The sequence below is a fragment of the Peterkaempfera griseoplana genome (genome assembly GCF_001418575.1).
Classification (GTDB): domain Bacteria; phylum Actinomycetota; class Actinomycetes; order Streptomycetales; family Streptomycetaceae; genus Peterkaempfera; species Peterkaempfera griseoplana.
The window spans coordinates 1-13,277 of the sequence record NZ_LIQR01000482.1; the positions used below are offsets into that span (position 1 = coordinate 1).

Annotated in this window: 12 protein-coding genes and 2 pseudogenes; 8 read left to right on the forward strand and 6 right to left on the reverse strand. The window is 71.3% G+C overall.

Annotated elements, in window-relative coordinates:
• Positions 1-216 (forward strand): annotated as a pseudogene (locus tag AOK09_RS42680) (alpha/beta hydrolase fold domain-containing protein); the annotation flags it as partial.
• Between the two features lie 2 nt (positions 217-218).
• Positions 219-828 (forward strand): annotated as a pseudogene (locus tag AOK09_RS30370) (alpha/beta hydrolase); the annotation flags it as partial.
• Between the two features lie 85 nt (positions 829-913).
• Here AOK09_RS30370 and AOK09_RS30375 read toward each other — a convergent pair.
• Complete coding sequence (locus tag AOK09_RS30375; protein ID WP_055590444.1) at positions 914-1,450, reverse strand: GtrA family protein; 537 nt, start codon at positions 1,448-1,450, stop codon at positions 914-916.
• Positions 1,451-1,690: 240 nt separating this feature from the next.
• On the opposite strand from AOK09_RS30375, the gene AOK09_RS30380 reads away from it, so the two are divergent.
• Genes AOK09_RS30380 through AOK09_RS30390 form a run of 3 tightly spaced genes read left to right on the forward strand, consistent with a single transcriptional unit; the run spans position 1,691 to position 4,577 of the window.
• A complete protein-coding gene (locus AOK09_RS30380) occupies positions 1,691-2,830 on the forward strand; it encodes a 5-(carboxyamino)imidazole ribonucleotide synthase (RefSeq protein WP_107101496.1) in 1,140 nt (379 codons plus the stop codon).
• A gap of 48 nt (positions 2,831-2,878) precedes the next feature.
• A complete protein-coding gene (purE, locus tag AOK09_RS30385; protein WP_055590453.1) occupies positions 2,879-3,376 on the forward strand; it encodes a 5-(carboxyamino)imidazole ribonucleotide mutase in 498 nt (165 codons plus the stop codon).
• A 4-nt stretch (positions 3,377-3,380) separates the two neighbouring features.
• A complete protein-coding gene (locus AOK09_RS30390) occupies positions 3,381-4,577 on the forward strand; it encodes a dipeptidase (RefSeq protein WP_245687553.1) in 1,197 nt (398 codons plus the stop codon).
• Between the two features lie 103 nt (positions 4,578-4,680).
• Here AOK09_RS30390 and AOK09_RS30395 read toward each other — a convergent pair whose 3' ends face one another.
• The 3 genes from AOK09_RS30395 to AOK09_RS30405 all read right to left on the reverse strand — a co-directional run bounded on the left by AOK09_RS30395 (position 4,681) and on the right by AOK09_RS30405 (position 7,093).
• A complete protein-coding gene (locus AOK09_RS30395) occupies positions 4,681-5,877 on the reverse strand; it encodes a globin domain-containing protein (RefSeq protein WP_055590446.1) in 1,197 nt (398 codons plus the stop codon).
• Between the two features lie 86 nt (positions 5,878-5,963).
• A complete protein-coding gene (locus tag AOK09_RS30400) occupies positions 5,964-6,407 on the reverse strand; it encodes an RrF2 family transcriptional regulator (protein WP_055590447.1) in 444 nt (147 codons plus the stop codon).
• 80 nt (positions 6,408-6,487) lie between these two features.
• Positions 6,488-7,093, reverse strand: a complete 606-nt coding sequence (locus AOK09_RS30405; RefSeq protein ID WP_063796119.1) for a Uma2 family endonuclease — start codon at positions 7,091-7,093, stop codon at positions 6,488-6,490.
• Positions 7,094-7,382: 289 nt separating this feature from the next.
• Between AOK09_RS30405 and AOK09_RS30410 the strand changes: the two genes are divergently transcribed.
• Together AOK09_RS30410 and AOK09_RS30415 are read left to right on the forward strand one after the other, a co-directional pair.
• Positions 7,383-9,383, forward strand: a complete 2,001-nt coding sequence (locus tag AOK09_RS30410) for a glycosyl hydrolase family 18 protein (protein ID WP_055590449.1) — start codon at positions 7,383-7,385, stop codon at positions 9,381-9,383.
• A gap of 123 nt (positions 9,384-9,506) precedes the next feature.
• Positions 9,507-11,033: a chitinase gene (locus AOK09_RS30415; RefSeq protein ID WP_055590450.1), complete on the forward strand. Its 1,527-nt coding sequence runs from the start codon at positions 9,507-9,509 to the stop codon at positions 11,031-11,033.
• Between the two features lie 71 nt (positions 11,034-11,104).
• On the opposite strand, the gene AOK09_RS30420 is transcribed toward AOK09_RS30415, so the two are convergent.
• The gene (locus AOK09_RS30420) at positions 11,105-11,518 is read right to left on the reverse strand and encodes a CoA-binding protein (RefSeq protein WP_055590451.1); all 414 of its coding nucleotides are present in this window, start codon (positions 11,516-11,518) and stop codon (positions 11,105-11,107) included.
• Between the two features lie 35 nt (positions 11,519-11,553).
• Positions 11,554-12,891 carry a UDP-glucose dehydrogenase family protein gene (locus tag AOK09_RS30425; protein WP_055590452.1) on the reverse strand — a complete coding sequence of 446 codons (1,338 nt, stop codon included), beginning with the start codon at positions 12,889-12,891 and terminating at the stop codon, positions 11,554-11,556.
• Positions 12,892-13,037: 146 nt separating this feature from the next.
• Here AOK09_RS30425 and AOK09_RS30430 point away from each other — a divergent pair.
• The coding region (locus AOK09_RS30430; protein ID WP_169797081.1) for an acyl-CoA dehydrogenase family protein at positions 13,038-13,277 on the forward strand (240 nt) is incomplete at its 3' end.

Genomic DNA, 13,277 nt, shown 5'->3' on the forward strand with positions numbered 1-13,277 from the left:
CCCGAGGAGGAGCGCGGCGGTTTCGCCGCAGCCCTCACCCGCCCCGCACCGGAGGGCGTGGCCACCCGCAGGACCGTCCTGGGCGGGCGGCCCGCCCTGGAGCTGGAGCCGGCCGAGGCCTCCGGCCGTGGCCGGCTGCTCTATCTGCACGGTGGCGGCTATGTCGTCGGCTCACCCGACACCCATGCGGGGCTGGTCGGCGAACTGGCCCGCCGCNNCTCGGTGGACTACCGGCTGGCGCCCGAGCACCCTTTCCCCGCGGCCGTCGACGACGGGCTCGCGGCCTACCGGGAACTGCTGGCGACGGGTACCGAGCCCCGGGACGTCGTCCTGGCCGGTGACTCCGCCGGCGGCGGCCTGAGCATCGCCACGCTGCTCGCCGCCCGGGAGGCCGGGCTTCCGCAGCCGGCCGCCGTGGTCCTCTTCTCCCCCTGGGTCGATCTCACCCTGGCCGGGGGCAGCATGCGTTCCAAGGAGGGCGCCGACCCCATCTTCACCGAGGCCGACCTGCGCGCCTACGCCGATCTCTACGTCGGCGCGGGCGACCGGGCGCACCCCCTGGCCAGCCCGGTCCTCGCCGGCCTCACCGGACTTCCGCCGCTGCTCGTGCAGGTGGGGGCGAACGAGGTGCTGCTCGACGACGCGGTCCGGCTGGCCGGCCGGGCGGCCGCCGACGACGTCGAGGTCACGCTCGAAGCCGGGGCCGGCCTCCCGCACGTCTTCCAGCACCACTACGGCCGCCTCGACGAGGCGGACGCCGCACTCGACCGTGCCGCCCGCTTCCTCGCCGCCCACCTGGGCGCAGACCGTTCCGAGCCGGTCCGCTGACGCCGGCCCCGGGCCCTGCGTGGGACGTCGGCGACGCTCCGCGGAGCACCGTCGCCGACGTCGCAGGCGAGGTCCGGGTTGCGGCTCAGGCCTCGGCGGCGGACGGTGCGGGCTTGGGCCCGGCCAGTGCCAGGGCGGGTTCCCCCTCCGCTTCCGCCGCCGGCTCCTCGAGCTGCGGCAGCGCCCGGAAGACCCAGGTCCGGAAGGAGATGAAGCGGAACAGCGTGCCGAGGCCCAGGCCGATCACATTCTTGGCGATGTTGTCGGCCAGTGCGGTCTGGAAACCCAGCGTGTAGTGGGAGATCCACAAGGTGCCGTTCTCGATCACCATGCCGATACCGCTGAAGATCAGGAAAAGGGTGATCTCCCGGGAACGGGCCGCCGCATCGCGGTCCCGGTACACCCAGAACCGGTAGCCGATGTAGTTGGTGCCGATCGCCACGAGCGTCGACAGCACGCCGGAGCGCACCGGAGCCCAGTGGAAGGCGTGGATGCAGAGGTTGAAGACGGCGAGGTTCACGACCACGCCGAAGAGGCCGACCGTGCCGAACTTCATGACCTCGCGTACGAGGCCGCGCAGGCGGGTGCGCAGGCCGCGCGGGGCGGGAGTTGCAGTCGTCATACCGGAACGTCTCCGTGGGTCGCTGATTACGTCATGGTATCCGCGTGCCCGCTGCGGGTCTGCCGCACGCGGATTGGAGCACGGCGCGAACGCCATTGTGACGTCCCGGGGTTTCCGGTCGGTTCCCGCCCCCTCACCTTCCCCGCGGAACGCCTTCCGGAGAGTCCGGCGGTCACCGCTGCCGGCGGCCCGGAGCGGCCCGGCCCGTACCTTCCCCATCGGCGCGGATATCCTGGCGATGTGACTTTTCCGGTAGTCGGCATGATCGGTGGCGGCCAGCTCGCCCGTATGGCACACGACGCGGGCATCCCGCTCGGCCTCAGGTTCAGACTCCTCGCGGACACCCCGCAGGACTCGGCGGCGCAGGCCGTCAGCGACGTGGTCCTCGGCGACTACCGCGACCTGGAGACGCTGCGGGCCTTCGCCCGCGGCTGCGACGTGGTGACCTTCGACCACGAGCACGTCCCCACCGAGCATCTGCGGGCCCTCCAGGCCGAGGGGATCGCGGTCCGCCCCGGTCCGGACGCCCTGGTGAACGCCCAGGACAAGGGCGTCATGCGGGCGAAGCTGGACTCCATCGGCGTCCCCTGCCCGCGCCACCGGATCGTGGCCGACCCGGCGGACGTCTCCGCCTTCGCCGCGGAGAGCGACGGCTACCCCGTGGTCCTGAAGACCGTGCGCGGCGGCTATGACGGCAAGGGCGTCTGGGTGGTGTCCTCCGAGGCCGAGGCCGAGGCGCCGTTCCACGCCGGGGTGCCGGTGCTCGCCGAGGAGAAGGTCGACTTCGTCCGCGAGCTCGCCGCCAATGTGGTCCGCTCGCCCAGCGGCCAGGCGGTCGCCTACCCCGTGGTGGAGAGCGTCCAGAAAGACGGCGTCTGCCACGAGGTCACCGCCCCCGCGCCCGGGCTCTCCGCCGACCTCGCCGCCGAGGCGCAGGCGCTGGCGCTGCGGATCGCCGGGGAACTGGACATCACCGGGCACCTCGCGGTGGAGCTCTTCCAGACCCGCGACGGGCGCATCCTGGTCAACGAACTGGCCATGCGCCCGCACAACTCCGGCCACTGGTCGATCGACGGCGCCGTGACCTCCCAGTTCGAGAACCATCTGCGGGCCGTTCTGGACCTGCCGCTGGGCGACCCCCGCCCCAGGGCTCCGTGGACCGTGATGGTGAACGTCCTCGGCGGCGACTACCCCGACATGTACGGGGCCTTCCTGCACTGCATGGCCCGCGACCCCGGACTGCGTATCCACATGTACGGCAAGGACGTGAAGCCGGGCCGTAAGGTGGGCCATGTCACGGTCTTCGGCGACGACCTCGAGGATGTGCGCGAGCGGGCCCGCCACGCCGCCGCCTACCTCCGCGGGGACATCACAGAGTAGAGAACAGGACGCAGAGTGAGCAGCGACCAGCCCGTCGTCGGCATCGTCATGGGTTCGGACTCCGACTGGCCGGTGATGGAGGCCGCCGCCAAGGCGCTCGACGAGTTCGAGGTCCCCTACGAGGTCGATGTGGTCTCCGCGCACCGCATGCCCCGCGAGATGATCGCCTATGGGGAGAACGCCCACAAGCGCGGACTGAAGGCCGTCATCGCCGGAGCCGGGGGCGCCGCCCATCTGCCGGGGATGCTGGCCTCGGTCACCCCGCTGCCGGTCATCGGCGTCCCGGTGCCGCTGAAGTACCTCGACGGCATGGACAGCCTGCTCTCCATCGTCCAGATGCCCGCCGGCGTCCCGGTCGCCACCGTCTCGGTCGGCGGGGCCCGCAACGCGGGGCTGCTCGCCGTGCGTATCCTCGCCGCCTTCGACAGCGACCTCGCCGAGCGGATGACGGACTTCCAGGCCGAGCTCAACAGCCAGGCCACCGAGAAGGGCAAGAAGCTGCGCGCCAAGGTCGCCGGCTCCGGAGCCTTCGGCTTCGCGGGCTGACACCGTGGCGGAGACCGACGCCCGGCTGCTGGACCGGGCCCGCGCAGTGCTCGCCGAGGCCCCCGTGGTCGACGGGCACAACGACCTCCCCTGGGCGCTGCGCGAGCAGGTCCGCTACGACCTGGACGCCTGCGACATCGCCCAGGACCAGAGCCATCGCCTGCACACCGACCTGCCCCGGCTGCGGGCAGGCGGTGTGGGCGCCCAGTTCTGGTCGGTCTATGTCCGCACCGATCTCGCCGGGCACACCGTCAGCGCCACCCTGGAGCAGATCGACGTGGTGCGCCGCCTGGTCGAGCGCCACCCCGGGGACCTGCGGCTCGCCCTCACCGCGGACGACATGGAGGCCGCCCGTGCCGAGGGCCGTATCGCCTCCCTGATGGGCGCCGAGGGCGGACACTCCATCGACTGCTCACTGGCCACCCTGCGTGCGCTGTACGCGCTGGGCGTGCGCTACATGACGCTCACCCACAACGACAACGTGCCGTGGGCCGACTCCGCCACCGACACCCCCGCCGCGGGTGGGCTCACCGCCTTCGGCGAGGAGGTGGTCCGGGAGATGAACCGGCTGGGCATGCTGGTGGACCTCTCCCATGTCTCGCCCGGCACCATGCGGGACGCCCTGCGGGTCAGCGAGGCCCCGGTGGTCTTCTCGCACTCCTCGTCCCGCAGCGTCTGCGACCACCCGCGGAACATCCCGGACGACGTCCTGGCCCAGCTGCCCGCCAACGGCGGCGTCGCCATGGTGACCTTCGTCCCGAAGTTCATCCTGCCCGAGGCCATCGACTGGACGAAGCGCGCGGACGCCAACATGGCCGAGCACGGCTTCCATCCGCTGGACACCACCCCGGCGGCGATGGAGTGCCAGCGCGCCTTCGAGGCCGCCAGCCCGCGGCCGGTCGCCACCGCCGCCACCGTCGCCGACCACCTCGACCGGATGCGGGAGATCGCCGGCGTCGACCACATCGGCATCGGCGGTGACTACGACGGCACCGCCTTCACCCCGGCCGGCCTGGACGACGTCTCCGGTTACCCCAACCTGCTGGCCGAACTGCTGCGCCGCGGCTGGTCCGAGGCCGACCTCTCCAAGCTGACCTGGCACAACGCGGTACGGGCGCTGCGCGGAGCGGAGGAGGCCGCCCGCCGCGCCCAGGCGCTGCGCGGCCCCTCCATCGCCACCATCGACCGACTGGACGGCTGACCGCGCACGGCCCGGAGCGCCGGCACCCCCGCGCTCCCCGGGACGTCCCGGGGAGCGCGGGAGTGCCGTGCCCACGGCCGGGGCGCCGGGGCCGGGCGGCCGGTCAGTTCTGGCCGAGCCAGAGGTCCGGGCCGAAGACCTCGTAGTGCACCGCGGAGGCCGATACCCCGCGCCGCAGCAGACCCTCCCGGACGGCCCGCATGAAGGGCAGCGGCCCGCAGAGGTAGGCCGTGACGCCTGCGGGCAGCTCCAGCGCGTCCACATCCACCAGGCCCGCCCGCGCCTGCGGCGCGGCGTCGCCCGGCTGCTCGTACCAGCGCTCCAGCGCGGCCTTCGGCAGTGCCTGGACCAGTTCCTGAAGCTCCGTCAGGTGGGCGTGGTCGGCGGGGGTGCGGTCGGCGTGCACCACCTGGACCGGCCGGGTGGAGCCGGTCTCGGCGAGGTGGCCGAGCATGGCCAGCATGGGGGTGCAGCCGATTCCGGCGGAGGCGAGCAGCAGCGGGCCGTCCCCGTCGGGGAGCACCAGGTCGCCGAACGGCATCGACACGGTGAGCAGGTCGCCGGCCTTCGCCTCGCGGTGCAGCCAGGAGGAGACCTCGCCCTCGGGCGTACCCGCGCCCTGGACCTGCTTCACGGTGATCCGCCAGTCCGTGCCGCCGGGTGCGGCGGAGAGGCTGTACTGGCGGATCTGCCGGGCGCCGTCCGGGAGTTCCACCTGGACGGAGACATACTGCCCGGGGCGGAAGGGACCGGCGGGGCTGCCGTCCTCGGAGCGCAGCACCAGGGAGACGGTGTCGGCGGTCTCCTGGGTGCGACCGGCCACCCGCATGGTGCGCCAGACCTCGCCCTCGGCGGCGCCGGCCTCCTGGTAGAGCCGGGCCTCGGCGGCGATCAGGGCGTTGGCCATCAGCCAGTAGACCTCGTCCCAGGCGGAGGCGACCTCAGGGGTGACCGCGTCCCCGAGCACCTCGGCGATGGCGGCGAAGAGGTGGGTGTGGACGACCTTGTACTGGTCGGAGGTGATGCCCAGGGAGGCGTGCTTGTTGGCGATCCGGGCGAGCATCGCGTCGGGCCTGCTGTCGGGGCGCTCCAGCAGCATCCCGGCGAAGGCGGCTATGGAGCCCGCCAGGGCCTTGCGCTGCTCGCCGTTGGCCTGGTTGCCGCGGTTGAAGAGGTCGCGCAGCAGTTCGGGGTGGGCCTCGAAGAGCTTGCGGTAGAAGAGCGCGGTGATCTCTTCGATGGCGGCGCCGACCGCGGGCAGGGTGGCACGGATGACGGGGGCGGACTCGGTGGAGAGCACAGCGGGCTCCTTATTGGTAAATGATCTTCCAGTTTTGGCGCAGGCCGTATCGCCCGGTGGCCCGGGTGGTGATGTCGTCGAAGGGGTCAGTCGGACGGTCTCCGGGTCAGCCCGACCAGGATCGGCCCGGTCGGCGAGGCGACCAGGTCCTGGACGGTGAGCTCGTCCAGCGCGGCATAGAAGGCTTGCTGCGCCGTACGCAGTGCTCCACGGAGCCGGCACCCCCCACGCAGGGGGCACGGGGTGTCACCCTCGCAGGTGACGACCTCCTCGTCCCCTTCCAGGGCGCGTACCAGCCAGCCGACCGAGGCCCGCAGTCCGAAGCCGGTCAGCTCCAGGCCGCCGCCCCGCCCTCGCCGCGCCTCCAGCACCCCGAGGTGCTGCAACCGGGCGACGGCCTTGGCCGTGTGCGTGTACGGTGCGGCGATGGCCTCTGCCACGTCCTTGGTGGTCAGGGGCTCGCCCTGCGCTGCTACCGCCAGACGCATCACGGTTCGGAGCGCCAGGTCGGTGAACTTCGTCAACCGCACGCTCTGAGGCTAGCAAATAGGCATCGAAGAGTCGCATTTAAGCCGCCCGTCTGGGCTGTGCGGTCCGTCGCGCTGCCCGCTCAGGCGCCCCCGTCGCTGTCGCCGTCCTCGAAGTCGGCCAGGAGCACGCCCAGGTCCAGCTCGGCAGTGAAGGCCCCGCCGACCTGTACCGTCTGCCTGCCCTTGACGGTCAGCACCTCGCGGTAGGTGTTGTCGCAGAGCTCATGGACCACCAGGTGCGGCTCCGGCTCCAACTCCAGCCGCCAGTAGGCGGGAATGCCCGCCTGGGCGTAGAGGGCCGGCTTGAGGATCCGGTCCTGGGTGGTGTTGAACGGGGAGACGATCTCCACCAGGAGCAGTGCGGCCTCCATGGGTACGGCCGTGGTGTCGCGGCGCACGGCGGCGCGGTCCGCCACCACGACGTCCGGCACGAAGAGCCGGGACTCGCTGCGGACATTGACCGCCTCGGCCACCCGGAAGGGGGCTTCGGCGGCGCGGACGGCTCGGTCCAGCTGGTTGGCAAGGGTGCGCGAGGCGTCCTGATGGGCCCATCCGGGAGCGGGAGACATGATGAGTGCACCGTCCACAAGTTCGTAGCGGTTGCCTGTGGGGTGCTCGTCGAGGGCGAGGACCTCGTCCACGGTCCAGAGACCCGCGTGGTCCTCGATGTGGCGAGCGGTGCTCATGGCCATCACTGCCTCCTGCGATGTCCGAGACCCCCAGCATGGCATGGGAGTACGACAGCGGCGAGCATGCCGCGGGGCGCCCCGCGCCGCAGCCAGGACCGGGGAACACTCACTCGAATGTGGGGGCGCAGGTGTCGGGGCGTGCGCCCCTGGCGGCTTATTGGTCTAGTCCTTAAATGGTCCATACCATTGACCGAGGACCTACATTCCCGGTATCCAGTACCCGACCGCGCGTAACCGGGTGCCGCCGGGCACGGCCCCGCTCTCCCTACCCAGGAGGTCCCTCACCGTGCACGTCGTCACCTCTCGCCGGAAGGGCCGCAGACCGTTCGCCGCTGCGCTCTCCGTGCTGGCCCTCGCCGCCGGGGCGCTCAGCGCCTTCGCCGCCACCACCTCTCCCGCGGCCGCAGCCGCGAGCAGCGGCGGAGTGAAGATCGCCTACTACGACCAGTGGTCGGTCTACGGCAACGCCTTCTACCCCAAGGACCTCGACACCCGGGGTATCGCGGGCAAGCTGGACATCCTCAACTACTCGTTCGAGAACATAGACCCGGTCAACCTCACCTGTTTCGAGGCGACCAAGGCGTCGGACGCCACCAACGAGTCCGACCCCAACGCCGGTGACGGCGCGGGCGACGCCTTCGCCGACTACCAGAAGTCCTACGGCGCCGACATCAGCGTGGACGGGGTGGGCGACGTCTGGAACCAGCCCATCGTGGGCAACTTCAACCAGCTGAAGAAGCTCAAGGCCAAGTATCCCAACCTGAAGATCGTCGCCTCGCTCGGCGGCTGGACCTACTCCAAGTACTTCTCGGACGCCGCAGCCACCGATGCCAGCCGCAAGAAGCTGGTCTCGTCCTGCATCGACATGTTCATCAAGGGCAACCTGCCGGTCCAGGGCGGCTACGGCGGCACCGGGTCCGCCGCCGGCATCTTCGACGGCTTCGACATCGACTGGGAGTACCCCGGCTCGCCCAACGGACACACGGGCAACCACTACAGCGCCAACGACAAGAAGAACTACACCGCGCTGCTCGCTGAGTTCCGCTCCGAGCTGGACGCCTACGGCAGTGCCAACGGCGGCCGCAAGATGCTGCTGACCGCCGCCCTCCCGGCCGGTCAGGACAAGATCGCGCAGATCGAGACCGACAAGGTCGGCCAGTACCTCGACTACGCCAACATCATGACGTACGACATGCACGGTGCCTGGGACGCCACCGGTCCGACCAACCACCAGGACCCGACCTACCAGTCGCCTGACGACCCGTCGACGGCGATCGCGCCCGGAACCGAGAAGTACTCCTCCGACCACGCCATCACGGCCTGGACCCAGGGCGACTCGGCCTACGGCATCGCGGGCGGCTTCCCGGCCTCCAAGATCACCATGGGCTACCCGCTGTACTACCGCGGCTGGACCGGGGTCCCCGCAGGCAGCAACCACGGCCTCTACCAGAGCGCCACCGGGCCCGCCCCGGCGCGCAGCCTGAGCGCCACCGCCGGCATCGCGTACTACAAGGAGCTGACCGGCCTCGTCGACAACCCGTCGGACACCTTCTACGACGCCTCGACGCAGTCCAACTACTTCTACAACGGCTCGGAGTTCTGGACCGGTCTGGGCGCCCAGTCCATCCAGGCCAAGGCCGACTACGCGCACTGCCACGGCCTCGGCGGCTCGATGATGTACTCGCTGCTCGACCTGGACAGCTCGGCCACCCTCTTCAACAAGATCGTGACCGCCACCAACGGCTCCGCCGCGGGCTGCACCCCGCCCACCACGGGCGGCACCACCACCGGCGGCACCACGACCACGGGCGGCACCACCACGACCGGTGGCACGACCACCACGGGCGGGACGACGACCACGGGCGGTACGACCACGACCGGGGGGACGACGACCACCGGCGGTACCACGGGTGGTGGCAGCTGCACCGCTGCGGCGTGGAGCAGCTCCACGGCGTACAACGGCGGTGCGGTGGTCTCCTACAACGGGCATCAGTGGACCGCCAAGTGGTGGACCCAGGGTGATGTGCCGGGCAGCAACAGCCAGGGTGTGTGGACGGACAACGGTGCCTGCGCCGGCGGTACGACCACGACCGGGGGGACGACGACCACCGGTGGTACCACGGGTGGTGGCAGTTGCACCGCTGCGGCGTGGAGCAGCTCCACGGCGTACAACGGCGGTGCGGTGGTCTCCTACAACGGCCACAAGTGGACCGCCAAGTGGTGGACCCAGGGCGACATCCCGGGCAACAACAGCCAGGACGTCTGGACCGACAACGGCGCCTGCTGACCCTCCGTCAATCCTCCTCACCGCGACCCACCGAACCTGCGCCACCACTCAGCGCCGCCCGGCGGCCATCGGCCGCGCCCGCATGCCCGCCGGGCGGCATCCCTCTCACCCAGTGGAGCACCCGTGAGTCGACACCGCCCGCTCCGCGCGGCGCTGACCGCCCTCACCACCGCCGCCGCAGCGATCGGCCTCACCGTCCTGGGCGGCGGCGCCGCCCAGGCCGCCACCCCGCTTCCCGCCCATGTCTTCGCGCCCTACTTCGAGGCGTGGACCGGTGACAGCCCGGCCGCCCTGGCCTCCCAGTCCGGTGCCAAGCACCTCACCATGGCCTTCCTGCAGACCGCTTCCAGGGGGTCCTGCACGGCGTACTGGAACGGCGACAGCAGCATGCCGGTCTCCTCCGCCACCTTCGGCAGCGACATCAGCACCATCAGGGCCAACGGCGGCGACGTCATCCCCTCCTTCGGCGGCTACAGCGCCGACAACGGCGGCACCGAGATCGCCGACAGCTGCACCGATGTCGCCTCCATCGCGGCGGCCTACGAGAAGGTCGTCACCACCTACGACATCACCCGCATCGACCTGGACGTTGAGGACAACTCCCTCACCAACACCGCGGGCATCGACCGCCGCAACAAGGCCATCAAGCAGGTGGAGGACTGGGCCGCCGCCAACGGGCGCACCGTCCAGTTCTCGTACACCCTGCCCACCACCACCAGCGGCCTCGCCGACAGCGGGCTGGCCGTGCTGCGCAACGCCGTCTCCAACGGCGCCCGCATCGACGTGGTCAACATGATGACCTTCGACTACTACGACGGCGCCACCCACGAGATGGCCACCGACACCCAGACCTCCGCCACCGGTCTGCGCGGCCAGCTGGCACAGCTCTACCCGTCCAGGACCGACGCCCAGCTGTGGAGCATGATCGGCATCATCGAGATGATCGGCGTGGACGACTACGGCCCCGCCGAGACCTTCACCCTCGCCGACGCCACCACCGTCTACAACTGGGCCGTCTCCAAGGGCGTCAACACCCTCTCCTTCTGGGCCCTGCAGCGGGACAACGGCAGCTGCGCCGGCAGCGGCGCCGCCGACGGCTGCTCCGGCATATCCCAGTCCACCTGGGCCTTCAGCCACATCTTCGAGCCGTTCACCGGCGGCGGCTCCACCACGCCCGCCAATGACTTCTCGGTCTCCCTCACCCCGGGGACCGGCTCGCTGGCACCCGGCGGCAGCACGACCGCGACCGTGAAGACCGCCGTCACCTCGGGCTCCGCCCAGACGGTGGCGCTCAAGGCGACCGGCGCCCCCGCCGGCGTCACCGTCTCCCTCAGCCCGGCCTCGGTCACGGCAGGGGGATCGTCGACGCTCACGGTGACCGCCTCGGCCTCGGCGGCCGCGGGCAGCTACCCCGTCACCGTCACCGGGACGGGCACCGGCGGCAGCCACTCCGCCGTCTACACCCTCACCGTCACCGGCGGCACCGGTTCCACCTGCACCACGCCCGCCTGGGTCAGCACGGCGATCTATGTGGGCGGCAACCATGTCTCATGGAAGGGCCACAACTGGAACGCCAAGTGGTGGACGACGGGCGAGGAGCCCGGCACCACCGGTGAATGGGGTGTCTGGCAGGACCTCGGCGCCTGCTGAGCCACACCCCGCCCGCCCCGCCGCCCCCGGCCGCAGCGCACTCGGATGCCTGCGGCCGGGGGCGCCGCCGTTCAGCCCAGCCGCGGGATCTCGATGGCGGGGCAGCGGTCCATCACCATCAGCCGCCCGGCCGCGCGCACCCGGTCCGAGGCGGCCTCGTCCACCACGCCCAGCTGGAACCAGACCGCCCTGGCGCCGATCGCCACCGCCTCGTCCGCGACCGCACCGGCCAGCTCGGAGTTGACGAAGACATCCACCACGTCGACCGGGAAGGGGATCTCCGCCAGCGAGGCGTAGCCCTGCTCGCCGTGTACGGTCTCGGCCCTGGGGTGCACCGGCACCACCCGCTTGCCGTACCGCTGCAGCACCTGGGCCACCCCGTGGGCGGCCCGGGAGGTGTTGGTGGAGAGCCCCACCACGGCCCAGACGTCGCCGGTGGAGGTGAGGATCTCGCGTACGGTCGCGTCGTCGCCGAAGTTCGCCATGTCAGCCGGAACGGACGGGCCGCCGCCGGCATTCCTCAGCTGGGCCGGCCCAGCGCCCGGTAGGTCCAGCCCGCGGCCCGCCAGGCCACCGGGTCCAGCACGTTGCGGCCGTCCAGGATGCGCCGCTCCGCCACCACCGAGCCCAGCTCCTCCGGGTCCATCGCCCGGAACTCCTGCCACTCCGTCAGATGCAGCACCACATGGGCGCCGCCTGCCGCGTCCATCGCCGAGTCGGCGTAGGTCAGCGCGGGGAACATCTTGCGGGCGTTGTCCATGGCCTTGGGGTCGTACACGGTGACCTGTGCGCCCTGCAGCTGGATCTGCCCCGCCACATTGAGCGCCGGCGAGTCCCGGATGTCGTCCGAGTTGGGCTTGAAGGCCGCCCCCAGCACCGCCACCCGGCGGCCCAGGAAGCCGCCCCCGCACTGCTCGCGGGCCAGCTCCACCATCCGGGAGCGGCGCCGCATGTTGATCGAGTCCACCTCGCGCAGGAAGGTCAGCGCCTGGTCGGCGCCCAGCTCCCCGGCGCGGGCCATGAACGCCCGGATGTCCTTGGGCAGGCAGCCGCCGCCGAAGCCCAGCCCCGCGTTGAGGAACTTGCCGCCGATGCGCTCGTCGTACGACAGCGCCCGGCTCAGCTGCACCACGTCGGCGCCCGCGCTCTCGCATACCTCCGCCATCGCGTTGATGAAGGAGATCTTGGTGGCCAGGAAGGAGTTGGCCGCGGCCTTCACCAGCTCCGCGGTGGCGAAGTCGGTCACCACGAACGGCACCCCCTCCGCGATCGGGGTCGCGTACACCTCGCGCAGCAGCGCCTCGGCCCGCTCACTGCGGACGCCCACGACCAGCCGGTCCGGGTGCAGGGTGTCGCCGACCGCGAACCCCTCCCGCAGGAACTCGGGGTTCCAGGCCAGCTCCACCTGCTCGCCGGCCGGGGCCCGGGAGGCCAGCCGCTCGGCGAGCCGGGCCGCACTGCCCACCGGCACCGTGGACTTGCCGACCACCAGCGCCGGGCGGGTCAGCAGCGGTGAGAGCGCGTCCAGCGCGGAGTCCACATGGCTCATGTCGGCGGCGAACTCGCCGGCCTTCTGCGGGGTGTTCACACAGATGAAGTGGACGTCGCCGAACTCCGCGACCTCCTCCCAGGAGGTGGTGAAGCGCAGCCGCCCGGTCGAGTCCTGGTGCCCGGCGACATGCTTGACCAGCAGTTCCTCCAGGCCGGGCTCGTACATGGGAACCCGGCCGGCGGTCAGCGTGGCCACCTTGTCCGGGTCGATGTCCAGCCCCAGAACCTCGAAGCCGAGCTCAGCCATGCACGCGGCGTGGGTGGCACCCAGGTAGCCGGTGCCGATCACTGTGATCCTCGGTGCCACGGGTCTGCTTCCCTTCGCTGTCCCGGACTGCGACCCGGCCGATGCTATCCGCCCGGGGCTGCTGTCGTGGAGGTCACGTGGGGCAAAGGGGGTCACCGGTCGTAGACTCACCCGCGTACTGAACAGTAGTTAACCGGAGGGGATCCGTGGCGGGCAGCGAAGACTTCGACCTTTTCCGCATCTCCGAGGAGCACGAGATGCTCCGTGACGCCGTGCGGTCGCTCGCGGAGGCGAAGATCGCCCCGTTCGCGGCCGAGGTGGACGAGGAGGGACGCTTCCCGCAGGAGGCCCTGGACGCCCTGCAGGCCAACGAGCTGCACGCGGTGCACGTCCCGGAGAGCTACGGCGGCGCCGGCGCGGACGCGCTGGCCACCGTCATCGTCATC

What these genes read in the sequence shown, in the direction of transcription:
- AOK09_RS30420 (WP_055590451.1), bottom strand. Translation starts at nt 11,518, where the DNA reads ATGGCGAACTTCGGCGACGACGCGACCGTACGCGAGATCCTCACCTCC.
- purE (WP_055590453.1), top strand. Translation starts at nt 2,879, where the DNA reads ATGGGTTCGGACTCCGACTGGCCGGTGATGGAGGCCGCCGCCAAGGCG.
- AOK09_RS30375 (WP_055590444.1), bottom strand. Translation starts at nt 1,450, where the DNA reads ATGACGACTGCAACTCCCGCCCCGCGCGGCCTGCGCACCCGCCTGCGC.
- AOK09_RS30405 (WP_063796119.1), bottom strand. Translation starts at nt 7,093, where the DNA reads ATGAGCACCGCTCGCCACATCGAGGACCACGCGGGTCTCTGGACCGTG.